Source organism: Streptosporangium carneum (assembly GCF_027922005.1).
In the GTDB taxonomy this organism is placed as follows: Bacteria; Actinomycetota; Actinomycetes; order Streptosporangiales; family Streptosporangiaceae; genus Streptosporangium; species Streptosporangium carneum.
In genome coordinates, this window is the sequence record NZ_BSEV01000007.1 from 187,719 (window position 1) to 211,703 (window position 23,985).

Consider the following 23,985-nt stretch of genomic DNA (forward strand, 5'->3'; position numbering starts at 1 on the left):
GGCGCGGTCACGCGGCGCAGACCAGGGAGTCCCCCACCGGGGTGCGGCGGTAGACGACCTCGCGGCCGAGACGGCGGCGGGTCACCAGCCCCCCGTCGGCCAGGACCCTCAGGTGCTGGCTGACCGCTCCGGGGGTGAGGGCCAGCCGCCTGGCGAGCGCCGAGGTGGTCGCGGGGTCGGCCAGGGCGATCAGGATCTGCGCCCTGGTACGGCCGATCAGCGCGGCCAGGGCTCCGGGAGCGGGCGGCGGGCCCGAGGTCCACAGCGTGCCCGCCCCCGTCACCGGGTAGATGAGCGTCGGCTGGTACGGCGCGACCATCACGGTCACGTCCGGCCAGGAGAAGGACGTCGGCACAAGGACCAGTCCGTCGCCGCCCAGCGGCGCCGAGTGGCTCCAGCGCCTGGCGACGACGAGCCGGTCACCGAGCCAGCGCACGTTCTGGTGGAGGTCGGCGAACAGCTCGCGGGCGCCGCCCGCCGCCAGCCGCCGGGAACGCCGCAGCACGTCGGCCTCCAGCAGGCCGTAGACCCTGGGCCAGAACTCGGCGAAGGCCGCCTTCCAGTAACGCTCCAGGGTGTCGGCGAACCGTTCGACGCCCGCCTCGGGGTCGGCCACGAACCGTTCGACGGCGCGCGGGTCGGATCCGACCACGCGGGCCGCCTCCCTGGCCGCGCGCTCCGGGGGCGTCCGCCGTACGCGCTCGAGCTCGGTGGCGAAGTCGGGCATCGGCGTCTGGGGTGTCGGGGTCGCGAAGTCGACGATGTAGCCGTGGAGCGGGACGAGCGCGAAGAGCTCGGACAGGTCGATCCCGCCCAGCCGGGGCCGTACGGCGCGCAGCCAGGGCAGGTGGAAGGAGTGCCTGGCCGGGTCGCGGAGCACGCGCAGGCTCGCGACCAGCTCCCCGATCGGGGAGAACGCGAACCGGATCCTGGCCACGTCGTCCGGAGCGAAGATCCACTCAATGCGGCCGGGCCTTTCGGGCGTACTCGGACCACTCTTTTTAGGCACGACTAAAAGATTGGTTGGTTACCGAACATCTGTCCAACCCTGGGTTCATGACGAGCACTAATCCTGTTCCTCCCGGTTTCCTCCGTTCAAAGGTCGGCGGCCTGCCCAGGGCGTTCTGGGCCCTGTGGACGGGCACGCTGGTCAACCGGGTCGGCATGATGGTGCAGCCGTTCATCGGCGTGTTCCTGACGCAGGAGCGCGGCATGTCGTACACCGCGGCGGGGACGGTGATGGCGGTGTTCGGCGTCGGCTCACTGCTGTCGCAGATCCTCGCCGGATGGCTGACCGACCGGTTCGGCAGGCGGATCACCCTGGTCGGCGGCATGGTCTCCACCGCCGTCACCATGGTCGCGCTGGGGTACGCGACCTCGCTCCCCGCCCTCGTCCTCACCATGTTCGCGCTGGGTCTGGCCATGGACGTCTACCGTCCCGCGGCCAACGCCCTGGTGGCCGACCTGGTCTCGCCCCTGGACCGGCCGCGCGCCTACGGCCTGATCTTCTGGGCGATGAACCTGGGATTCGCGGTGGCGATGGTCGCGGGCGGCTGGCTCGCCAGGGCCGGATACGGCTGGATGTTCGCGATCAACGCCGTCGCCTCGCTGGCCTTCGGCCTGCTGGTGTGGCGGGCGGTGCCGGAGACCCTGCCGACGACCCTGCCGACGACACCGCCGGAGACACTGCCGGAGACGCCTGCCGCCCGGGAGGGGCGGCGCGGACGCGGCGGCTTCGCGGCCGTGCTCGAGGACCGGCTGATGGTCGCCTTCTGCCTGATCACCCTGCTGTCCGTCCTGGCCTACGCGCAGGCGTTCAGCACCCTGCCGCTGGCCATGACCCGCGACGGGTTCTCCACCACCGACTACGGCCTGGTGGTCGCCGTCAACGGCGTCCTGATCGTGCTCCTGCAACCGCTGACCGGCGACTGGTTCGGCAGGCGCGACCACGGCACGGTGCTCGCCGCGGGCATGGGGATCATCGGCGTCGGCCTCGCGCTGACGGCCTTCGTCTCCGATCTCGCCGGGTACACCGCGACCGTGGTCCTGTGGACGCTGGGCGAGATCGTCACCGCGGGCATCGCGGGCGCCATCGTGGCCGCGCTCGCCCCGCCCCGTCTGCGCGGACGCTACTCGGGGCTGTACGGCTTCGCCTGGTCGGGCGGGATCATGCTTGCCCCGCTCCTGGGCGCCTGGCTGCTCGACACCGCTCCGGGGGCGCTCTGGCCGGTCGTCGGCGCCGTCGACCTGGTGGCCGCCGTGGGCCTGCTGGCGATCGGCCCCGCGCTGCGCCGCCGTACGACACCGACACCGACGCCGACGCCGACGCCGACGCCGACGCCGACGGGAGTGTCGCCCCGTGGGGAGGGGGCGGAGCGCACGGAGGAGCCGGTCCACGCGGAGGCGTCGGCGCGGGAGTCGTCACCTGGAGGGACCGCTGTGAATCTCCGGTGAACATGTCGCTTCAAACGCTTGTTGATTCGATTGCGGTCCGTGCCGGTTAAGGTCCCTTTAAGTACGAAATGAAAGGGCCGGGGCGATGCGCAGGCTGAGCCGGGTTTTCCCGACGGTGACGCCTGTCCAGGCGCGGGTCGCAGCGGTGCTGATCGCCGCCGTCTCGGTCGCCATGGAGTGCGTCAACATCTGGGTCACGGCGCAGCTGCCGCAGCCCTCGTACACACCGCTGCCGTTCGCGCCCGAGGACGTCGCGGGCACGGCGTTCCCGATCTTCGGAGCCCTGCTGGTGTTCCAGCGGCCCCGGCTGGTCATCGGCTGGCTGCTCTGCGTCGGCGGGCTGTGCTCGGCGCTGAACAGCCTGTCGGCGAACCTCGCGATGCTGAGCCTGAAGACCGGGCGGTTCGAGGCTCCGGAGCAGATCTGGCTGCTCGTCGGCGCGAGCTGGAAGCTCACGATCCTGCACCTGGGCGTGCTGCTCCCGCTGCTCTACCCCGACGGCCGCCTGCCGTCCCCCCGCTGGCGGCCGCTGATCTGGTTCACGGTCGTCGTGCTGACGGTCGACGTGCTGCGCGCCGAGTTCCTGCCCATGCGGCTGCCCTACCAGGGATCGTTCGGCTGGCGCGCCCAGTTCCTGCTGGAACAGCTCGCCAACGCGGCCATGATCCTGGCGTTCGTCTCGCTGGCCGTGCGGTTCCGGCGGGCGAGCTCGGAGGAACGCAGGCAGATCCTGTGGCCGCTGCTGGCGATGGCCACCGTCATCATCCCCTGGGTGATCGGCAACCCGCTGTGGTGGCTGACCTCGTTCACGATCCTGCTCATCCCCGCCGCGATCACCCTCTCCGTGCTGCGTCACCGGCTCTACGGCATCGACACGCTGATCACCCGGACCCTGGTCGGCGCGGGCCTGGTCGGTGTGATCGGCGGCGTCTACGTGGCGGTCGGCGCGGCCTCCAGCCTGTTCCTGTCCGGCGTGGACCGGATCGGCGGCCTGGTGGCCGCGCTCTGCGCCGGGGCGTTCTTCCACCCGCTGCGCCGGGTGCTGCAGCGCGGCGCGGACAACCTGCTCTACGGCAGCAAGGGCGACCCCGTGGCCCTGGCGGAGGGGCTGCGGCGCCGGCTGCAGCGTACCGACCCCGTGGGGGGCCTGACCGCCGCGCTGGATGTGCTCCGCGAGGGGCTGGCGGTGACCGGGGTCGCCGTGCGGTTCCGGGACGGCGTGCCCGACGATGTGACCGTGGGAGAGCTTCGGGAGACGGTCCGCGACGTCAGGCTGGTCTGGCACGGCGAGCCCGTCGGCAACCTCCTGATCGGACCGCCGGGGGTCAGGCGGCTGCCCGCCGCGCACAACGGGCGGGTCATCGCCGCGCTGACACCGTACGTGGCGGACGCCGCGCACGCGGTGAGGCTGGTCGGCGCGCTGCGGCGCTCCCGGGAGCGGATCGTCGCCACCCGCGAGGAGGAGCGCCGCCGCCTGCGCAGAGACCTGCACGACGGGCTCGGTCAGTCGCTCAGCGGGATGGCCATGTCGATCAACATGGCCAGGCACTCGCTGCGCGCCTCCCCGGAGACCGCCGAGCGCATGCTCAGCGACCTGCGCTCCGGCATGGACACCGTGACCAGCGACATCAGGCACCTCGTCTACGGCCTGCGCCCGCCCGCCCTGGACGACCTCGGCCTGGCCGGGGCCCTCATCGCGATGGCCGGGTCCGGTGTGACGGTAGAGGTGCGCGGCGAGCTGGCCGGGCTGCCCGCCGCCGCCGAGGTCGCGGCGTACCGGATCGTCCAGGAGGCCCTCACCAACGTCCGCAAGCACGCGGGGGCCGAGGTGGTGTGGGTCTTGGTGGAGCGGGTCTCGCCGGAACCCGGCGGGGACGAGCAGCTGAACATCCGGGTGAGCGACGACGGGGTGGGGCTCTCCGCCGACAGGCGCTCCGGGGTCGGACTGGCGTCGATGCGCGAGCGAGCCGCCGAGCTCGGCGGCACATGCGTGATCTCCTCCCCGCCCGAGGGCGGGACGGTGGTCGAAGCGGTGCTCCCGTTGAACTTGAATGTAGAGACCTGACCGCCGATTATTTCTTACAGCACGCGAACGATGGTGGGTATTGCCGTATGACGTCAGTTCAGTCAGCTCTACGCTTGCCCCTGCAATGCTGACATTTCGCGCTCTCGGACCGTTCCAGGCTCGTCACGGCGACGCGGTGCTCGACCTCGGCGGTCAACGCCAGATGGCCGTGCTGGCCCGTCTCCTCGTGGCGGGCGGCCGTGCCGTTCCCGTGACCATACTCATCGACGAGCTCTGGCCGGGCGAACCTCCCGCCCAGGCCCTGTCCACCATCCAGGGATACGTGTCGCGGCTGCGGCGCGCCCTGGAGCCGGGGCGCGCCCCCAGGGAGGAGGCGGAGGTGCTGGTCTCGGCCCCGCCGGGATACGCCCTGCGCGCCGACGCCGAACAGGTGGACGCCTGGAGGTTCGAGAGCGCCGTCAAGACGGAGGGCGAGCCCGCCGCCGTGTGGGAACGCCTCGAGCGTGCCCTCGCGCTGTGGCGCGGGCCCGCGCTGGCCGAGTTCTCCGACCTGCCGTGGGCGGTGACCGAGGCGGGCCGCCTAGAGGAGCTGCGGCTGATCGCGGTCGAGCGCCGCGCCGACGCCGGACTCGCGCTCGGGCAGTCGGGCGCGCTGGTCGCCGACCTGGAGGCGCACGTCTCGGCCCACCCGCTGCGGGAGGAGGCCTGGCGGCTGCTCGCCCTGGCGCTCTACCGGAGCGGCAGGCAGGGAGACGCGCTGGGAGCGCTCCGACGGGCCAGGACGACGCTCCGCGAGGAGCTGGGTCTCGACCTGGGCGCCACCCTCCAGCGCCTGGAGACGGACATGCTCTCGCACGCCGCCCACCTGGACCTCCGCGTCCAGGCGACTCCCCCTCGGGAGACCGCGCCCGCGCGGGCGGCCGAGCCCGCGACGCTGCGCGTCGTGGTGGTCGACGACCAGGCGCTGGTCCGCACGGGACTGCGGGTCGTGCTGGACAGCGAGCCCGGCTTCCACCTCGTCGGCGAGGCGCAGGACGGCGAGCAGGCGATCGCGGTCGTCCGCGACACCTCCCCCGACCTGGTGCTGATGGACATCCAGATGCCCCGTCTCGACGGCCTGACCGCCGCACGGCGGATCCTGGCGGACGAGGCGCCCCCGAAGGTCATCATGATGACCACGTTCGGCACCGACGACAACCTCTACGCGGCGCTGCGGGCCGGGGTGAGCGGCTTCGTGCTCAAGACCTCCGCCCCCGAGCAGCTCATCACCGCGATGCGCGCGGCGCAGGCCGGTGACGCGCTGATCGATCCGGCGGTCACCACCCGCCTGATCGCGGCCTTCGCCGGGCGCGCCAACCCCTCGGCTCCCCCGGGGCTCGCGGGTCTCGGCGACACGGAACTGGACCTGATGAAGCTGATCGCGCGCGGGCTCACCAACCGGCAGATCTCGGCCACCCTGTCGGTCTCCGAGCAGTCGGTCGCGCAGTCGGTGACCAAGCTCCTGGACCACCTGGGGCTGTTCGACCGGGCCCAGCTCGTCGTCGCGGCGTACGAATCGGGCCTGGTCAACCCCGGTGACGTGGGCAGGTAGCGATGTCCATGCGGGCGCGGCCCGGTAAGGGCGCGGGCTCCTCCGGCACGGACGAGGACGTCTCCGCACCGGAGAAGGGCGTCCCCGTACCGGAGGAGGACGTCTCCGTGCCGGAGAAAGGCGTCTCCGCACCGGAGGAGAACGCCTCCGCACCGGACGAGGGCGCGGGCGCGAGAGTCCCGCCCCGTCCGGCGGCGGCCGTCGCGCGCGACCTGCTGGCCTCCCCGCTGCGGCTGACGGTCGTCGTGCTCTCACTCGCGGCGTTCGGGTTCACCGTGGCCGGGATCCTGATCGCCAGAGGCCTGCCTCCCGACTGGAGCCCCGACCCCCCGCTCACCCCCGACCACGCGGTCGGTCTCACCTTCACGCTGGTCGGAGCCTTCCTCCTCGCCCACAGGTCGCGCCCGGCCACGGCCTGGCTGATGTGCTTCGGCGGCATGGGATGCGCGAGCAACGTCTTCGGCCACGCCATGCTGCTCCGTTCGGGCGCCGACGGCGCGCTGACCGCCGCGGCGTACTACCGCTACGCCTCGGGGATCGGCTGGGTCGTCGGCGGCATGCTGCTGGCCAGCCTGCTGCCGCTCTACTCCCCCGACGGGCGGCTGCCCTCCAGGCGCTGGCGTCCGGTGGTGGTCGCGGCGTTCGTGCTGATGGCGGTGGAGGTGGTCCGCACGGTCGTGCGCCCGACGCCGACGCAGCAGAACTACCCGCTGGCCCGGATCATCCCCAACCCGCTGGCGGTCGAGGCGCTCGCCCCTTACAACCGGCAGCTGCAGCAGGTCATCGTGTCGCTGACGATGGTCTTCGCCGTCGTGGCCCTGCTGTCGCTGGTGCTGCGCCTGCGCAGGGCCGACCCGGTGACGCGCCGCCAGATCGCCTGGCCGCTGAGCGCGTTCGCGATCTACATCGCCTGCATGCTCGCCGGGGCCGACTGGGTGCCCGCGGCCACCGTCGCGACCGGGCTGATCCCGGTCGCCATCGCCTTCTCCGTGCTGCGCTACCGCCTGTACGGCATCGACACGGTCATCAGCCGCGCCTTCGTGGCCGCCGGGATGATCGTCGCCGTCAGCGTCGTCTACTTCGGGGCGAGCGCGGTCGCCGGGCTGGCCCTGTCCGGCTACGACCGGGTCGGCGGCCTGGCCGCCGCGCTCTTCGCCGGGGTGTTCTTCCACCCGCTCCGGCACATGCTGAGGCGCTGGGTCGACCGGCTCATGTACGGCACGCACGGCGATCCTGAAGCGCTGGCCGCCCGGCTGGCCAGGGAGGTCGGCCAGACCGAGCCCGCCAACGCCCTCGCCTCCGTCGCCGCCGCGATCAGGGACGGCCTCGGCGTCACCGGCGTCGCGGTCGAGGTGAGGGACTCCGGCGCCAGGCGGGTGGAGATCGGCCTGCTCGGCCCGAGTCCCCGCGTGGTGCCGCTGATCTGGCACGGCGAGCTGGTCGGGCGTCTCTTCCTCGGCTCCCCCGGCCCCCGCAGGTTCGCCGCGGCCCACAACGACCGCCTGATCGCCGTGGTCACACCGTACGTGGCGGACGTGGTGCACGCCGTGATGATGACCGCCGACCTGCAGCGCTCCCGTGAGCGCATCCTGACCGCCCGCGAGGAGGAACGCCGCCGCCTGCGGCGGGACCTGCACGACGGGCTCGGTCACGCGCTGACCGACATGGCGATGTCGATCAACATGGCCAGGATCAGCCTGCGCACCGCCCCCGCCTCCGCCGACCGGCTTCTGGCCGAGCTGCGCAGCGGCATGGACGCGGTCGGCCAGGAGATCAGGGAGCTGGTCTACGGCCTGCGCCCGCCGACTCTCGACGAACTGGGCCTGGCGGGAGCGGTGCGGGCACTGGCCGTCGAGGGCACGCCCCGGGTCGCCGTTGAGACCGAAGGAGACCTGTCCGACCTGCCCGCCGCCGCCGAGGTCGCCGCGTACCGGATCGCGCAGGAGGGGCTGACCAACATCCGCAAGCACGCGGGCGCCCGCTCCGCGGTGGTCTCGTTGCGGCGTGGCGACTCGCTGGTGGTGCGCGTCCAGGACGACGGGCACGGACTGCCCGCGGGACCGCGTTCGGGCATCGGCCTCATCTCGATGAGGGAGCGCGCCGCCGAACTCGGCGGGACGTGCGTGATCGGTTCCGCGCCCGGCGGCGGCACGGTGGTCGAAGCCGTCCTGCCGATTTCCGCCGGACAGGTGTGAACCTTCTGCGGCTTTCAGGTTTCTAACTAGGCGTTGATGAACTTATCTGAGGAGCTCGTTGTGAAGCACTTGGCCTTGGCCGTCGGCGTCGCACTCGCCGTGTCCACCGCCGCCGTCGCCTCTCCCGCAGTGGCCTCGTCCCGGGCGGCGACCACACCGGGCGCCGTCTACTTCGGCTACAAGGGCGCGGGAGTCGAGGTGACGACCCACCAGGGCGGCTGGAGCAAGCTGAGCGCCGGCGGCGGCGGCTTCGTCGCGCAGTTCGCGGCCGCGCCCGACGGCACGAAGATCGCCTGGATCGACGGCAAGAGCCGCCTGCACGTCAAGAGCGCGAGCGGGGACAAGGTGATCGCCAAGAACGCCGCCTACGGCAGCCCTTGCCTGACCCCCGCCTGGACCGCCGACGGCAAGCGGATCGCCTACGTGGTGAAGGGCACGGCCACGGCCGCGACCGTCAACGTGGTCGGCGCGAAGGGCGGCGTCCCGGTCACCGCGGGCAGGACGCTCGGCGTCTGCCACCTCGCCTGGTCGGCCGACGGCAGGACGCTCGCGGGCTACGCCGGAGACGCCAGGGGCGTCCACCTCCTGGACACCAGGACCCACGCCTCGCGGAAGGTCCCCGGGATCAAGCTCGTCAACCACGTGGACGGCCTGTCGCCCGACGGCAGCCGGGTCCTGGTGAACGCGATCAGCGCGAACGACCCCGGCGGCGACGGCTCCTGGCCCCTGGCCTTCACCCCGTCGCTCTACGACACCAGGACCGGCAGGAAGGTCGCCATCCCGGTCAGGGGCACGCTGATCGGCGCCCGCTACCTGTACGACGGCACCCTCGTGGTCCGGGTCAGGGGCGCCAAGGAGAACACGTGGGTCGTCCTCGACCCCGACACCTTCAAGGTGAGCCAGCGCGTGCCCGAGCCCGCGCAGGCCAGGAACCTCGGCCTGCTCAACGTCCTGGGCTGACAGACCGGTCCCGGCCGCGGTGCGACGGCGTCCCGGGGCCTGAGCGGCCGCGGTGCCGCAGAGCCACGTGCCTCCCCGATCCGGCGTCGTCGCGCGCCGGAGTCGGCTCCGCCCTGCCGACGACGGATCGGGGAGCCGAAATAAGGTAGGGCACGTGGCTCAACTGCGCATCGCCCTGGCTCAGACCAATCCCGCGGTCGGCGACCTGGCGGCGAACGCCGACAAGCTCGTCGAGTGGACCCGGCGCGCCGCCGACCGCGGCGCGCACCTGGTGGTCTTCACCGAGATGTCCCTGACCGGATACCCGGTCGAGGACCTGGTGCTGCGGACCTCGTTCGTCGAGGCGTCGATCGCCGCCGTCGAAGCCCTCGCCGAGCGGCTGGCCGACGAGGGACTGGGCGGGACCCCGGTCGTCGTCGGCTACGTCGACCGGGCGAACCGGGCGCCGCGCGTCGGCCAGCCGAAGGGCGCCCCGCTGGACGCGGCGGCCCTGCTCCACCGGGGACGGGTGGTCGTCAGGACCGCCAAGCACCACCTGCCGAACTACGGGGTCTTCGACGAGTACCGCTACTTCGTGCGCGGCGACCGGCTGCCGATCTTCCGGCTTCACGGGGTCGACGTGGCGATCGCCGTCTGCGAGGACCTGTGGCAGGAGGGCGGCCCCGTCTCCGTGGTCGCGGAGGCCGGGGCCGGGCTGCTGGTCGTGCCGAACGCCTCGCCGTACGAGCGGGAGAAGGACGACGTGCGGCTCGCACTGGTCTCGCGGCGGGCCAGGGAGGCGGGCTGCGCCCTCGCCTACGCCAACCAGGTCGGCGGGCAGGACGAGCTGGTCTTCGACGGCGACTCCCTCATCGTCTCCGCCTCCGGCGAGCTGGTCGCGCGGGCCGCGCAGTTCGCGGAGGAACTGCTGGTCACGGACCTGGAACTGCCCGAGGCCCGCTTCGGCGGTCTCGGCGTCTTCGAGGTCGAGGCCGGGGACGGGTCAGTGATCACGGTGGAGCGGGTCGAGCTGTCGGTCTTCCCCGTGGAGCCGTACGATCCCGAACCCCCCTCGGTCGCCGCGCACCTCGACGACACCGAGGAGGTCTACTCGGCCCTGGTCCTCGCGGTCCGCGACTACGTGAGGAAGAACGGCTTCCAGTCGGTCATCCTGGGCCTGTCCGGCGGGATCGACTCGGCGCTGACCGCCACGATCGCCTCCGACGCGATCGGCCCCGACCGGGTGCACGCGGTGCTGATGCCCTCCCGATACTCCTCCGAGCACTCCCTGAGCGACGCCAGGGAGCTGGTCGACCGGCAGGGGATCAACGCCCGGGTCGTCCCGATCGCCGACGTCGTCGACGCCTTCGAGAAGGGGATCGAGCTGTCCGGCCTGGCGGCGGAGAACCTCCAGGCCCGGGTACGCGGCATGATCCTGATGGGCCTGTCCAACCAGCACGGCCACCTGGTTCTGACCACCGGCAACAAGAGCGAGCTGGCCACCGGCTACTCCACCCTCTACGGCGACTCCGCCGGAGGCTTCGCCCCCATCAAGGACGTGCTCAAGACCCTGGTCTGGGAGCTGTCCCGCTGGCGCAACGCCCAGGCGGGCAGGTCGGGCGAGTTCCTGTACGGCTTCGCGACGCCGCCGATCCCGGAGAACTCCATCGAGAAGGAGCCGAGCGCGGAACTGCGCCCCGACCAGCGCGACACCGACTCCCTGCCCGAGTACGACGTGCTGGACCGTCTTCTGGACGACTACGTGGAAAAGGACATGGGCTCCGCCGAACTGATCGCCGCGGGCCACGACCCTGCCCTGGTCACCCGGATCATCCGCCTGGTCGACCTGGCCGAGTACAAACGCCGCCAGTACCCCCCGGGCCCCAAGATCACCCCCAAGAACTTCGGCCGCGACCGCCGCCTCCCCATCACCAACCGCTGGCGCGAGACGCCCTGAGCTTTCCTCGTCAGGGTTCGGGCATCGGGCTTCGGCCCAGATGATTGATCAGTAGAGTCGACAGGGTGCGTCATATCGCGGGATGTGCCCTGTTGATACTGCTGCTGTCCACCGCCTGCACCACCGGCGGCCCGACCCTTGACGAGGCGGCCCAGGTGCTGGCTCAGGACGCTAAGAAGCTCGAGCACCTTTACCCGGCGACCAACAAGAAAGTAGTCGACCAGACCGGTACGGGAGGCAGCGACTTCGCGAGCTGCGCCAAGAACGAAACCGCACTCCGTTCTTATCAGCTCAGCAGCGACTTCGGCAGTGAGGGCCGGAGTTCTCCGGCCCAGCGAGTCGAGTCGTTCAGCCTTCTCCTGCTGGACGAGATTAAAAAAAATGGCTACGAGATGGACCGGAACGCCAGCTGGGCGCGCCCCGGCCGCGTCGTCAGCATTCTGCGCAAGCAGAACCCGGGAATCACTTTCATCGTGCTCGTTCAGGAATCCCAGCCGAACGTGGAAGTCATCGGCAAGACCGACTGCCTGCCCGGAGGCCGCTGATCACAGTGGCGTCCGGGAAAAGTCAGCCTGCTCTCTGAGCCGCGAGGCGGTCCGCCTCAGGTTTCCCGCCGCCTCACGACACTGTTCGACGAGCCGGGTGAGATCCGAGCGCCTTTGAACGGCGTCGCTCTCGAAACGCCGGGCGGCCGATCCCGTCCAGACGGGGCCGTCAACGGGTGTGTCGACTCTGATGCGTTCGAAGACGGTCTCCAGGTTCTGGACGTAACCTTCGAACCGATCAGCCAGCAACTCCTTTCCCTCCGCCTGGCGCAGCAGTTCGGCTGACTCCGCCACGTCATCCTCCTCGCGCCTCGAGCGCGCTCTTCAGCACGGGTTCGAGGCGACCGTAGAAAAGATCCCTGAGTTGCCGGAGATCGGACTCTCCGAGGGGCGGATGCCCATGCGCCTGCCGGGAGGCATTGAAAGCGGATATCTGGGCGTTGACAAGGACGTCGACCAAGTCCGACGCCTCTCCCGGATCCCCCTTGTCGAGAAGGCCTTCAACCGTGTCCTTCAGGCCGTTTTTCTCGGCTATGTCAGCCGCCTTTCCGATCAGCGTCTCCTTGACGACACCGGCGTCGATCACTGTTTCGACGGCTCCCGCACTGACCACGTCCAACGGAAGAAGCAGAAGCTCTGTGATGATCTTGTCTTTTTCCTCAGCGGACAGATCGGCTTCATGCAGACCGCTGAAGAGCATCGACGCCAACGCCCCCGAACTGATCACCTTCCCATGGAACACCTCACGCTGATCTTTCCTGGCCTCCTCGGTCGGAGCGTCACCGAATGGATGACTCTCTCCCAGGTCGAGCTTTCGCAAGAAGTCGCCGTACCCCTTCCTGAGCGGCGGCAGCGTTCCAGGCCCCTGCAGCAAGGCTCCGAAGAAACTCGAGATCCTTTCCGAGTCGAGCTTCTGCCATCCCCCGCCCACCCCGAGCCCCGGCAGATTACGTCCCCGGTTCCAGACAGCGATGAGTTCGGGGAAGTACTGCGAGATGTGCGTGGCAAGCACCTGGCCGACCGGAGAGGGGGCCGACGCCGACAGCCACTCCCCATCGGCGAGACCGGGGGTCAGTGAAGGCCAGAAGTTCTTCCTGCCGAACAGGTCGATGACGGTGAGCCAGGAATCACGACGTAGAGTCGCGTCTCCCGCCCCTGGGGCCAGCGCCCTGTCCAGGGCCACGGCCAGCAGCTTCTCGAAGTCCGTGCCCTCGAGGCCGTTCACCACCTCGGATCGCAGCAGCAGTGCCGCGTCGTCAGGGGTGGCGAGCAGCCGCTGGGTGGCCCCCACGTCCTGGCTCAGTGCCTTGACCAGCCAGTAGGTGTTCCAGTCCTTTCCCGCCACCCGCGATCCGCTGTACTGGAGCAGTTTGGCTCCGGCCCTCAGGACGAACTCACGGGACTGACGGGCCAGTCCGAGCAGTGCCGCCATGTTCGCGATCGGGAGGTCGTTCAACGCGTGGTCGCGCAGGTCCTTGGGAAGAGTTCCCGCGGCATCCGACGACGCGAACGCCTCGGCCAGCGGACCGAGGTCCTTCCTGACTCCGTCCATGTTCCCGGGGCTGTAGCCACGCGGGTCGTTCTGGTTTCGCACCCCCACCGCGACGAAGATCGCACTGAAGGCGGCGGTGCCCAGGGTTGTCAGCAGCCCCGCCGAATAGGCGGCGTCGGCGGTCTTGCCCTGCCCCTGCCTGAGCATCACCTGGACCTTCTCCCAGTTCTGGACACTGGGATCTTTCAGGTAGCCCTGCCAGACCGCCAAGATCCGCTTTCCGTCGTCCGTTCCCGCGCTCCGGGCCGCCGCCGCGTCACCGAACGCGAACTCGGCTGTCTTCAGAAAACCCTTCGACGCGGCGTTCTCGACACGCTCGATCGTCTGCGTTCGCCAGGTCAGGTCCCGCTGTGCCTCGTCGAGGAACCTGCCGACCCTGTCGAGCACCTCTGCGCCGGGGCCGGCGGGCCAGTCCGGACCGGCTTCGGCTATGGAGGCGGCCAGAAAGGGCTTCAGCGTGCGAACGCGCTGTACGGCGTCGCCCATGGAACTGATGAGACGCCGGGCTCCGGCCGGATCAATGCCAACGAACTCCGTCATTTCGCCCGGTCCCCTCGGGATAGAGATGCCAGAGCAACAAAGCTTTCACAGCCTATCCCGCATTCTTCACAGTTGAAGGTGTTAACAGAAAGGGGTGGCGACTGACGGATTAATATGCTCCGGCTGGAATCGCCCGTCAGGGGACGCATTTTTTCTGGCACACCTTCGCGATCTGCCTCCTACCGCAGTTACGCGCCGTTACTTTACGTAGTGATTCGACTGCCGCCCCTCCGGCCGCCCGGTCCAGGACAGGAGCTCGCGATGCCTCCCTCACGCAAACCAGAGGGTGCCCCCAGCCCGCTCACCTTCTTCGCCACCGAGCTTCGCCGCAGACGCGAGCAGATCGGGTGGTCACAGGGCCAGCTCGGTCGGCAGATCACCTACTCGATCGGCCTGATCAGCATGATCGAAACAGCTCAGCGCACCCCGTCGCTCGACTTCGTCCAGCGCTGCGACCAGGCACTGAATGCCGAGGGCGCGCTCACCCGGATCTGGCCGTTGCTGGCCTACGGCGTCTTCCCGCCGCGCTTTCGCCCGTGGATCGACGTCGAACGGAACGCGGAGACCCTGCGGAGCTGGGACCCGTTGCTGATCCCCGGCCTGCTCCAGACCCCCGGCTACGCCCGTGCGGTCCTGGAAGCCGATCCAGGAGTAACCGACGAGCGCGTCGAGGAGCTGCTCACCGCCCGCTTGGAGCGCCAGAAGCTGCTGGCGGGTGAGACCCTGCTGTGGAGCATGATCGACGAAGGAGTCCTGCACCGCGACGTCGGTGGCCCCGGCATCATGCGCGACCAGCTTGCCGCCTTGCAGACCGCCTCGGAAAGGCGGCAGGTCTCGGTCCAGATCGTCCCGGCGAGGGCGGCGGTGACAGCGGGTTTGGAGGGAGCCTTCGTCATTGCGGGCGTCGAGGGCAGCTTGGATAGTGTGTTCGTGGAGTCCGCCACCGTAGGACACGTCACCGACCACCCCCGTGACGTGGCGATGATCTGCAGACGATACGAAACGATCCGCTCGGCGGCCCTGCCCGTGCGGGCCAGTGCCGACCTCATAGCGAAGGTGATGACGCAATGGCAGCAGACCTGACCGGCGTGACCTGGCACAAGTCCTCCCTGAGCGGCTCCAGCGGCGGCAACTGCGTCGAGGTGGCCCTTGTGAGCGCCTCCGGCCACGGGTCGCTCCGCGCGGTACGCGACTCCAAGAACCCTCAGGGCCCCAAGCTCCTCTTCACCGCCTCCGGGTGGAGCGCCTTCGTCGAGGGCGTCAAACTCGGCGAGTTCGACAGCTGAGGCCGTCGGGATGGCCCGGTCACCCGGGGCCGTGCCATCCCGAGGCTCCGAACCTTCCTCACCCGCCCGTGCTAGACCTCCTCGGGGTGGGTATCACCGCAGGGAGGCGCACCGGCGGCCGGGGAGGGGGCTGAACTGCCGGCCGGCGGTGATCCGAGAGGCGATGAGCCGACCACGTCACCCCTCCGCGCGGTCATCCGGGCGCGGCGCGACGCGGTACCGCGAGTACGGCGGCCGCAGGCGACCGCGGTCCGCGGCAATCCAGGAAAGAGGGGGGAATCAGATGAAGGCAGCGGTAGGCGACAAGCTGGTCGTCGAGGGCACTCGGCACGGCGAGACCCGCCGGATCGGCGTGATCGTGGAGTTGGTCCACGAGGACGGCTCCCCGCCCTACATGGTGCACTGGGAGCATGACGAGCACGAGACCATGGTGTTCCCCGGCCCGGACGCGCACGTGGTCGCCGGAGACCAGACGAACACCCCGCTCACCACTTCCTGACCGGACGAGCGGAGGATCCGCCGCCGCCCTTCGAGGGGCGGCGGCGGACGCGTGAGAACCCGGCCGTGACCTCCGGGGCCTCCGGAGCCTCCCACGCCGTGATCCCTGCCGCGTCCCACGCCACGCTCCCTGCCGCCTGAACCGGCCTGGCCTGTTCCGCGGCCGCCTTCCCGTGACGCCCCGCCTGCCCGGACGCCTGCCCTCCGCGCCGAGGTCGGCCCGCACGAGGCGGACCGACGTCCTGCCCGGTGAAGACATCGGGAGTACAACTCTTTACGCAATAAGGTATTCTCTCGAGCATCAACTCTTTACACCATATAGAGTTGCCGTCCCCAACGGTCGAAGTGGAGATGATCTCGATGCTCAAGGTGACCCTGCATGACGGAAGCACGGTCGAGGCGGAGGTTCACGGCGAAGGACCCACCCTGCTGCTTCCGGTCAACCCTCGACCGTCCGAAGGGCCGCAGGCCGACGAGATACGGAAGTTGGGCGCCGACCCGGCACTGGGCCGTTCCCTCATCGAGGGGCTCCAGGACGCCTTCCGGGTGGTCGCCTTCGACTACGAAGGCCACGTCCTGGCCTTCCCCAAACCCGACACCCTGACGCCCGCCAACATCACCGCCGACCTGCTCGCCGTGGCCGACGCCGCAGGGGCCGACCGGTTCGCCTACTACGGTTACTCCTGGCTGGCGCTGAGCGGCCTCCAACTGGCGATCCGGACCGACCGCCTCTCAGCGCTCGTCATGGGCGGTTTTCCGCCGCTCGGCGGGCCGTACGAGGAGATGCTGCGCGTGACCATGGCGACCTACGAGATGTCCGTCTCCCCTCAGGCCGCCGAGACCTCCTGGACATCCACCGGATCCTCCTGGACATCCGCCGAATCCTCAGAGACGTCGGAGGAGATCGACTGGTCGACGGTGGAAATGACGCTGACGGAGCCGCAGACCAGACAGTTCGTCACGCTGTACGAGGCGTTGCAGGGGTTCGACGACCGGGCCGCCCAGGCGCGCGTCGGCTGCCCGCGTCTCTGCTTCGTGGGGTCGGCGGACGAGATCGAGTACGGCGAGCGCTGGGGCGACGTGCACGTGAGCATCGCGGGCCCGGTCGTGAGCCGACGGGCGGAGCTGGAGGCCTTCGGCTGGGACGTGAAGGTCATGGACGGCCTCGACCACATGTGGGCCATGCAGGCGGCCAACGTCCTGCCGACGCTACGCCCGTGGCTCGCCGCCAAGCTGGAGGCCCGCCTCCCCGGATGACCACCGACGCCCTAATGCCACGAAAGCACGCGAGCCGCTTGTTAGGGCGTTTCTCCCGGGGGGAGGCTTGGAGGCCCCACGCCGGGAAACACGCCCTAGCGGGAGGCCAGACCTACCAGAAGGTGGTCGACGACCTGTTCGGCGATGCCTTCCTGGAGCGGGCCGTGGTCGGGTTCGAGGCCCCGGACGTACCAGACCACGGTGCCGATCAGGGCCGCGAGCGCGACCGGCACGTCGAGGTCGGCCCTGAGGTCACCGCTGGCGATGCCCCGCTGGAGCAGCCCGGTCAGCACCGCCCTGCGCGGCTCGATGGCCGCCTGGCGGATCCGCTGCACCAGGCGGGGGTGACGCTCGACCTCGTTCATCGCGATGTTCATCACGCATCGCGCCCGCGCGTCGCACGCCTCGTGCAGGAAGACCTCCACGCAGGCGATCATGTCCTCGCGCAGCGACCTGCCCGCCAGCGGGGGCAGCGGCGCCTTGAGCGTGGCGAGGGCGTCGACGAGGAGGTCTTCCTTGTTGGACCACCGCCGATAAATGGTCGTCTTGCCGACACCGGCCCGGGAGGCGATCGCCTCGATCGAGATCTCACCGAGGCTGGTGCTCTCGCCGATCAGGTCGAGAGTCGCGTCGATGATCGCCTTCTCTGCCCGGGCGCTGCGGGGGCGGCCCGCCGGGCGGGCCGCCTGCGTCTCATCCGTGGTGGTCATCGTGTCCCTACACTACTGCCGGTTCCCTGTCGGCAACGTGCTGATCCACGACAGGCTCAGGGGCGTTCTTTCCCGGCAGCCACTTGAGCACCACCAGGGCTCCGAGGAGCGCGAACGCCGCAGAGACCAGCGCCGTGACGTGCATGCCGTCGAGGAAGGCGTGCTTCGCGGGCTCGATGAGCGCGGCGCCGCGCTCGCCGAGGGCGTTGGCGACCCCGAGCGTGCCGGTCAGGGATTCGCCCGCGAGGTGCTGGAGCTGCTCGGGCAGGGCGGTCAAGGAGGGGGCGATCTCGTCGCGGTAGGTCGCCGACAGCAGCGAGCCGAGCAGGGCGACGCCGAGCGCTCCCGCGACCTGGCGGACCGTGTTGCTCATGGCCGAGCCGACGCCGGCCTTCTCCCTGGGCAGCGACTCCATGATCGTGGTGGTCGCGGGCGGCATGATGTTGGCCATCGCCGCTCCCTGGACGAAGAAGACGATCTCGATCACCAGGATCGGGGTGTTCTGGTCCATGAACGCGTACGAGGCCAGCGCCGCGGCCACGACGACCATGCTCGCGGTGGCGCTCAGCTTGCTGCCGAAACGCCTGACCATCTGCTGGCTGAGCGGGGCGAAGATGATCTGCGCCGCGGCGAAGGGGATCATCAGCGCGCCCGACTGCATCGGGGTGAAGCCCAGCACGATCTGCAGGTAGAAGATCAGGAAGAACATCGCGCCCATCATCGCGAAGAACACGATGCCGATCATGCCGACCGCGGTGGAGAAGCGGGCGTTGGAGAAGTAGCGGACGTCGAAGGCCGGGTGGTCGATGCGACGCTCGTACCAGATGAAGGCCGCCAGCACGGCCACTCCCAGGATCGTCGGGACCAGCACCTCGGCGCTGGCGACCGTGGCCAGCTCACCGCCCCTGATGATGCCGTAGGTGATCGCGACGAGACCGATGATGGACAGGAGCACGCCGACCGGGTCGAGCCTGGAGGGCTTGGGGTCACGCGACTCGGGCACGACGAGCGCGATGAGCACCATGCTGACCAGCACGATCGGCAGGTTGACCAGGAAGACCGAGCCCCACCAGAAGTGCTCGATGAGCAGGCCGCCGGTGATCGGGCCGATCGCCACGGCGATGCCGACGCCCGCCGCCCACATGCCGATGGCCTTGCCGCGCTCCTCGGGCGGGAAGACGTTGGAGATGATCGCCAGAGTGGCGGGCATGATCGCGGCGCCCCCGACGCCCATGAACGCCCGCGCGACGATCAACTGTGTCGGGTCCTGGGCGTAGGCGCTGGCCAGCGAGGCCAGACCGAAGAGAGCCATGCCGATGAACAGCATGCGCTTGCGCCCGGTCCGGTCACCGATCACTCCGAAGGTGAACAGCAGGCCGGCGAAGACAAGGGTGTAGGAGTTGATCGCCCACTCGAGCTGGCTCTGGGTGGCCCCCAGCCCCTCCTGCGGGTCGGCGATCGTCTTCAGCGCCACGTTGAGGATGGTGTTGTCGAGCACGACCGCCAGGAGGCTGAAGACCAGCACTCCCAGGATCTGCCACCGTTTCGGGTGGCCGGACTGGTGTTCCATGAGACCCCGTTTCGATACGCAAAAGTTTCGAAACAGTACCGTATCGGACCGCTTTACGATACGCAACCGTTGCGTTTCGTATTAGCCGGATGTTTTCGGTCAGTTCACACCGAAGCCGACACCGGTGCGTCGACCGACCCGCCGGTCCGCCGCCAGAACGGCAGGGCGACCAGCACCATCACCACTCCGACCAGGCCCGCCACGGCGAAGGCCCAGCCGGGGCCGTAGGAGTCGATCAGCGCCCCCGCTATCGGCGCGGAGGCGGCTCCGCCCACCAACAACGCCGTGCCGTGCAGGCCCATCGCCTCGCCCCGCGCCCCGGCGGGAACCCAGCGACTCAACGTATCAACCGTCGCCGACAATCCCGGGGCGCACAGCACCCCCGCGGGGATGAGGGCCACCATCAACCATCGCCAGTCGCCGCCGACAAGACCGACCGGAATGGTCAGCACCCCCATCGCGCCGATCAGCACCAGCGGGGACAGGCCCCTGGACAGCCCGCCGTACACGAAACCGCCGATCAGCGAGTAGGCGCACCAGACTCCGATCGCCAGGCCCGTCCATTCGACGTCGCCCGCGTCCTTGATGGTCGCCAGCAGGGACAGCTCGGTCGTGGTGAGCACGAAGGTCGCGGCGGACACGGTGCCGAGCAGCCCGACGAGACCCGGGGTCAGCCATCTGCGCCTCGGCACCCTCTCCTGCGGCTCCTCCAGCTCCTCCTCGGAGCGGATCGGCGGGTTCAGCACGAGCAGCGCGACGCCCGAGGCGACGAGACCCGCCGCGACCAGGAACATCGTCCACATGCTGCCGAGCATGGTGACCCCGGCCACGCCGATGGCCGGGCCCGCCATGTAGGACAGCTCGATGAGCATGGAGTCGAGGGAGAATCCCATCCTGCGCTGCTCGAGCGGGACCGCCGCCGCGATGCACTGCCTGATCACGCTGAACACCGGCAGGCTCAACAGCCCCGCCAGCGCCGTGGCGGCCAGCAGCGCCGGGAACGGCAGGGCCCAGGCCGTCGACCAGAACGCGAGCTGCGCGAGGGTGGTCACCAGGAGCACCGGACGCATGCCGTGCTTGTCGACGAGTCTGCCCGCCAGCGGCGAACCGACCGCCATCCCCACCGTGCTCGCCGTCGCGGCCAGGCCCGCCTGGATGTAATCGAGTCCCAAACCATCGAGTACGTGCAGCGTCAGCGTGATGCCGGTCGCCGTCGCAGGAATCCTGGCGACCAGTCCCACCAGCAGCAACGTCCGTACGCCAGGGATGGCCAGCAGGCGACGGTAAGGCTCGATTGCCATTTGATTACTTACCTCCGCATGCATTGTGTCCTATGGCACTGACACGCCCGCCACCGGATTACGGTCGGGACCGGGGGTGTTTAACGAGGCGTACGCGTGCAATCATCAGAACCGTCCGGGGACGTCACAGGGACGCCTCGAGACTTCTGTTGGAGGCTTTCCATGCCCTCTTCCGTTACCTCTTCCGTGACCTCCGCCTCGACCTTCTCCGTCGCCGGCTCGCCGACCGCTCTCTACGGCGGCAAGGCCGGGCGAAGGATCACCGTCCGCGACATCGCCCTCGCCAAGGAGCGGGGCGAGAAGTGGCCGATGGTCACCGCCTACGACGCGATGACCGCGAAGGTCTTCGACGAGGCGGGCATCCCGGTGCTGCTCGTCGGCGACTCGGCCGCCATGGTCGTGTACGGCTACGACTCGACGCTGCCGGTCTCGGTGGACGACCTCATGCCGCTGACGGCGGCCGTGGTGCGCGGCTCCTCACGCGCGCTGGTGGTCGCCGACCTGCCGTTCGGCTCCTACCAGGCCTCGCCTCAGCAGGCTCTGGAGACGGCGGCCCGCTTCATGAAGGAGGCGGGTGCGCACGCGGTCAAGCTCGAGGGCGGTCGCAGGGTCCTGCCCCAGGTCGAGACCCTGGTCTCGGCCGGCATCCCCGTGATGGCCCACCTGGGCCTGACCCCCCAGTCGGTCAACGCCTTCGGCGGCTACCGGGTGCAGGGGCGCGGCCAGTCCGGCGACGAGCTGATGGCGGACGCCAAGGACCTGGAGTACGCCGGGGCCTTCGCGGTGGTCCTGGAGTGCGTCCCCACCGACCTCGCGGAGCGGGTCACCGCCTCGCTGTCCATTCCGACCATCGGCATCGGCGCGGGTCCCGCCACCGACGCCCAGGTTCTCGTCTGGCAGGACCTGATGGGCCTGAACCCCAACCCGCCCAAGTTCGTCAAGAAGTACTTCGACCTGGCCGGGGAGATGGACAGGGCGGTGCGCGCCTACGCCGACGAGGTGACGGCCGGCGTCTTCCCCACCGCCGAGCACAGCTACCACTGACACCCCTGACAGCCGGCGCGACCCCCGTGCCGTGACGCCCCGGATCTCCAGGACGTCACGGCACGGCCGGCGCGCCGTACGGGACCGGTCAGAAGACGACCGTCCACCCCTCCCTCGCGGCCTGCTCCGAGGTGTAGGAGACGCCGTGGACCTTGAGCCCCGCGGCGTCGAGCAGCGTGATCGCGCCGCCGCCGTTGGCGAGGGCGAGGGGGGCGCCGACGGCGACCTGGAGGACGGCACCGGGGGCGAGCGGGCCCGCGGGCAGCGGGAAGGCGTTCTTGCCCCGGTCCGCGAGCCGCCAGCCGGTGAGGTCCACCGGTTCCGCCGAGGCGTTGAGCAGGGTCACGACCTCGCGCTCGGGGGCGGGCCCCACGGGGTTGACGAGCGCGGCGACGACGCGGACCCTCTCCTGCCCCGTCTCGGGTCGCGTCGGCGCGCCGTCCAGGGTGTGTCCCGTGATGTCGTCGGTGTGCCACGCCTGGGACTGGAAGGCCAGGAAGACCGCGATCCAGCGTGACTCCGAGGGGAAGTGGATGAGCAGGCCGCCGTCCTGCCAGACGCCGTCGTCACCGCGGAAACGTCCAGAGTTGCCCTGGTTCATATGGATGTCGTGGACGCCGTTGCCCGGCCGGAATCCGAAGATCTTGTCGGGGACGCCGGGCTCCGGCCCCCACCGCTCGCCGAAGGCGTAGACGAGCGCGGCTGGGTCGGCGACGGCCCGCTGGACGTAGTGGTCGAGCTTGTCCGCCAGGTCGTTGTCGACGCCCGGAAGGTCGGGCGGGAGGGGGCGCACCGCCGCCGGGTCGAACAGGTTGCCCCGGATGTAGTCGAGCGCCGCGCCGCCGGGACGGGACGGCAGGCCCGTCCAGCCCGCGGCGGTCTGTGGGAGGGCCTGGGTGAGCGGGTGCCTGAAATCCTCGTCGGCGAACTGGAGCAGTTCGGAGGGCGCCTGCTGGGACTCGACGTTGACCGCGACCCGGTAGGAGACGCCCGCCGTGTCGACGAGGTGGATCTGGTAGTGCGGGCTGTCGGTGCGCCCCTCGCGCCGTCTGTCGACGGCTCTTCCCACGAGGACCCCGTAGCTCTTCAGCGGCATCGGTTCGCCTTCCGCAAAGACCAACTTTCCGGACTTGAGCCTTTCGGACTACACAGTGGCATCTAGATCACGCCATCTGTGGGCGTCCAGGGAAAAATCATGAAAGCGCCTGCTGGAAATCGGCCCAGAGATCCTCGATGTGCTCGATGCCCACCGCGACCCGGACCGTGCCCTCGCCGATTCCGTGCCGGGCGAGTTCCTCGACCGTCAGCGAACGGTGGGAGGTGGTCGCCGGATGCAGGATGAGCGTCTCGACGCCGCCGAGTGAGGGGGCGAGCAGCGCGAGCCGTACCGAGCTCATGAACTTCTCCCCCGCGGCGCGCCCGCCGACGAGGTCGAAGGAGAAGACCCCGCCGAAGTCCGGCAGCAGCCTGCGCGCCAGCGGGTGCGAACGGTGGGACGGCAGCCCCGGCCAGTGCACCGCGGAGACCGCGGGATGGTTGTCGAGGCGCAGGGCGAGCTCGCGGGTGTTGAAGCAGTGGCGTTCCATGCGCAGCGGCAGGGTCTGGATGCCGCGGAGGGTGAGCCAGGCGGCGAACGGATCGGCGGTGGCGCCCAGCTCGACCGCGAAGTGCCACACCGTTCGGTAGAGCTCCTCTGAGGCGAAGACCGCGATGCCGCCGAGCACGTCGGTGTGCCCGCTCAGGTACTTGGTCGTCGAGTGGACCACGATGTCGGCTCCGTGCTCCAGCGGACGGCACAGGATCGGCGAGGCGAAGGTGTTGTCGACCACCGAGACCAGCCCCGCCTCGCGGGCCGCCGCGCACATCCCCGGCAGGTCGGCGACCTGCGCCACCGGGTTGGCGATGGTCTCCAGGTAGACCAGCTTCGTCTCCGGGCGTACGGCGGCGCGCAACGCCGCCGGATCGTCCTCGGGGACGTAGGAGACCCCGATCTGGAACCTCCGGACCAGGTCGTTGATCGCCGTGGCGGTGCCGCCGTAGAGGGGCTTCTGCGCGATCAGGTGGTCGCCCGGCTTGAGCAGGCCGAACAGCACGGAGTTGATCGCCCCCATGCCCGAGGCGGTGGCGACCGCGCCCACTCCGCCCTCGAGGTCCGCGACGGCCTCCTCCAGGGAGCGGACCGTCGGGTTGGAGAGCCTGCCGTACACGAAGGGGCCGTCGGGGCGGCCCATCCCGTCGGCGAAGACGGCCGGGTCCTCGAAGACGAAGCCGGAGGTCTGGTAGATCGGCACGGCGATGGGGCGGCTGCCGTTCAGCGGAGGTTGGGGAAGATGGACGGTACGGGTCTCCGGGCGAAGTTCACTCATGCGTCAAGGATGTCCGGCGCGCCGGGGATCTGTCAGACCGGGGCGCGCGAGTTTGACCCATCGCGGGGAACGCCGGACGGAAAGCCGACCGCCGCCCCGCCCCTTTTCCCCGCACGCCTCACATCCCTCCCGCTTCCCGGGCACGGTTGTGAAT

At 70.0% G+C, this 23,985-nt stretch carries 20 protein-coding genes; 12 read left to right on the plus strand and 8 right to left on the minus strand.

Translation table 11 applies throughout. The features are described from left to right. Positions 1-7: 7 nt before the first annotated feature. Complete coding sequence (locus PKF00_RS17780) at positions 8-1,009, minus strand: ArsR/SmtB family transcription factor (RefSeq protein ID WP_271218655.1); 1,002 nt, start codon at positions 1,007-1,009, stop codon at positions 8-10. A 47-nt stretch (positions 1,010-1,056) separates the two neighbouring features. Between PKF00_RS17780 and PKF00_RS17785 the strand changes: the two genes are divergently transcribed. The 7 genes from PKF00_RS17785 to PKF00_RS17815 all read left to right on the plus strand — a co-directional run bounded on the left by PKF00_RS17785 (position 1,057) and on the right by PKF00_RS17815 (position 11,707). Next, complete coding sequence (locus PKF00_RS17785) at positions 1,057-2,454, plus strand: MDR family MFS transporter (protein WP_271218656.1); 1,398 nt, start codon at positions 1,057-1,059, stop codon at positions 2,452-2,454. 85 nt (positions 2,455-2,539) lie between these two features. Continuing rightward, complete coding sequence (locus tag PKF00_RS17790; protein ID WP_271218657.1) at positions 2,540-4,519, plus strand: sensor histidine kinase; 1,980 nt, start codon at positions 2,540-2,542, stop codon at positions 4,517-4,519. An 85-nt stretch (positions 4,520-4,604) separates the two neighbouring features. Continuing rightward, positions 4,605-6,071, plus strand: a complete 1,467-nt coding sequence (locus tag PKF00_RS17795) for a BTAD domain-containing putative transcriptional regulator (protein ID WP_271218658.1) — start codon at positions 4,605-4,607, stop codon at positions 6,069-6,071. Positions 6,072-6,079: 8 nt separating this feature from the next. Beyond that, positions 6,080-8,266 carry a sensor histidine kinase gene (locus PKF00_RS17800; RefSeq protein ID WP_271218659.1) on the plus strand — a complete coding sequence of 729 codons (2,187 nt, stop codon included), beginning with the start codon at positions 6,080-6,082 and terminating at the stop codon, positions 8,264-8,266. A gap of 60 nt (positions 8,267-8,326) precedes the next feature. Further along, a complete protein-coding gene (locus PKF00_RS17805; RefSeq protein ID WP_271218660.1) occupies positions 8,327-9,226 on the plus strand; it encodes a hypothetical protein in 900 nt (299 codons plus the stop codon). A 154-nt stretch (positions 9,227-9,380) separates the two neighbouring features. Continuing rightward, the gene (locus PKF00_RS17810; protein ID WP_271218661.1) at positions 9,381-11,162 is read left to right on the plus strand and encodes an NAD+ synthase; all 1,782 of its coding nucleotides are present in this window, start codon (positions 9,381-9,383) and stop codon (positions 11,160-11,162) included. A gap of 92 nt (positions 11,163-11,254) precedes the next feature. Then, positions 11,255-11,707, plus strand: coding sequence for a hypothetical protein (locus PKF00_RS17815; protein ID WP_271218662.1), 453 nt, complete (start codon positions 11,255-11,257; stop codon positions 11,705-11,707). Here PKF00_RS17815 and PKF00_RS17820 read toward each other — a convergent pair whose 3' ends face one another. Further along, the gene (locus PKF00_RS17820) at positions 11,708-12,001 is read right to left on the minus strand and encodes a WXG100 family type VII secretion target (RefSeq protein WP_271218663.1); all 294 of its coding nucleotides are present in this window, start codon (positions 11,999-12,001) and stop codon (positions 11,708-11,710) included. A gap of 1 nt (position 12,002) precedes the next feature. Next, entirely contained in the window at positions 12,003-13,745 is a 1,743-nt protein-coding gene (locus PKF00_RS17825) for a hypothetical protein (RefSeq protein ID WP_271218664.1), read from the minus strand. Positions 13,746-14,060: 315 nt separating this feature from the next. Between PKF00_RS17825 and PKF00_RS17830 the strand changes: the two genes are divergently transcribed. The 4 genes from PKF00_RS17830 to PKF00_RS17845 all read left to right on the plus strand — a co-directional run bounded on the left by PKF00_RS17830 (position 14,061) and on the right by PKF00_RS17845 (position 16,840). Beyond that, positions 14,061-14,882, plus strand: coding sequence for a helix-turn-helix domain-containing protein (locus PKF00_RS17830; protein ID WP_271218665.1), 822 nt, complete (start codon positions 14,061-14,063; stop codon positions 14,880-14,882). Continuing rightward, positions 14,867-15,085, plus strand: coding sequence for a DUF397 domain-containing protein (locus tag PKF00_RS17835; protein ID WP_271218666.1), 219 nt, complete (start codon positions 14,867-14,869; stop codon positions 15,083-15,085). The genes PKF00_RS17830 and PKF00_RS17835 overlap by 16 nt, the downstream gene beginning before the upstream one ends. Before the next feature lie 283 nt (positions 15,086-15,368). After that, positions 15,369-15,584 carry a DUF1918 domain-containing protein gene (locus PKF00_RS17840; protein WP_271218667.1) on the plus strand — a complete coding sequence of 72 codons (216 nt, stop codon included), beginning with the start codon at positions 15,369-15,371 and terminating at the stop codon, positions 15,582-15,584. 323 nt (positions 15,585-15,907) lie between these two features. Beyond that, positions 15,908-16,840 (plus strand): alpha/beta fold hydrolase, encoded by a 933-nt coding sequence (locus PKF00_RS17845; protein WP_271218668.1) that lies wholly within the window; start codon positions 15,908-15,910, stop codon positions 16,838-16,840. Positions 16,841-16,935: 95 nt separating this feature from the next. On the opposite strand, the gene PKF00_RS17850 is transcribed toward PKF00_RS17845, so the two are convergent. The 3 genes from PKF00_RS17850 to PKF00_RS17860 form a co-directional block, all read right to left on the minus strand. Further along, a complete protein-coding gene (locus PKF00_RS17850; RefSeq protein WP_271218669.1) occupies positions 16,936-17,550 on the minus strand; it encodes a TetR/AcrR family transcriptional regulator in 615 nt (204 codons plus the stop codon). A 7-nt stretch (positions 17,551-17,557) separates the two neighbouring features. Beyond that, on the minus strand, positions 17,558-19,120 hold the full coding sequence (locus PKF00_RS17855) for an MFS transporter (protein ID WP_271218670.1): 1,563 nt from the start codon (positions 19,118-19,120) through the stop codon (positions 17,558-17,560). Positions 19,121-19,224: 104 nt separating this feature from the next. After that, positions 19,225-20,421, minus strand: coding sequence for an MFS transporter (locus PKF00_RS17860; RefSeq protein WP_271218671.1), 1,197 nt, complete (start codon positions 20,419-20,421; stop codon positions 19,225-19,227). 162 nt (positions 20,422-20,583) lie between these two features. Between PKF00_RS17860 and panB the strand changes: the two genes are divergently transcribed. Beyond that, positions 20,584-21,465: a 3-methyl-2-oxobutanoate hydroxymethyltransferase gene (gene panB, locus PKF00_RS17865; RefSeq protein WP_271218672.1), complete on the plus strand. Its 882-nt coding sequence runs from the start codon at positions 20,584-20,586 to the stop codon at positions 21,463-21,465. An 88-nt stretch (positions 21,466-21,553) separates the two neighbouring features. Here the strand turns inward: panB and PKF00_RS17870 are convergent, their stop codons facing one another. Together PKF00_RS17870 and PKF00_RS17875 are read right to left on the minus strand one after the other, a co-directional pair. Next, on the minus strand, positions 21,554-22,561 hold the full coding sequence (locus tag PKF00_RS17870; protein WP_271218673.1) for a DUF2278 family protein: 1,008 nt from the start codon (positions 22,559-22,561) through the stop codon (positions 21,554-21,556). A 97-nt stretch (positions 22,562-22,658) separates the two neighbouring features. Then, positions 22,659-23,831, minus strand: coding sequence for a trans-sulfuration enzyme family protein (locus tag PKF00_RS17875; protein WP_271218674.1), 1,173 nt, complete (start codon positions 23,829-23,831; stop codon positions 22,659-22,661). Between the last annotated feature and the right edge of the window lie 154 nt (positions 23,832-23,985).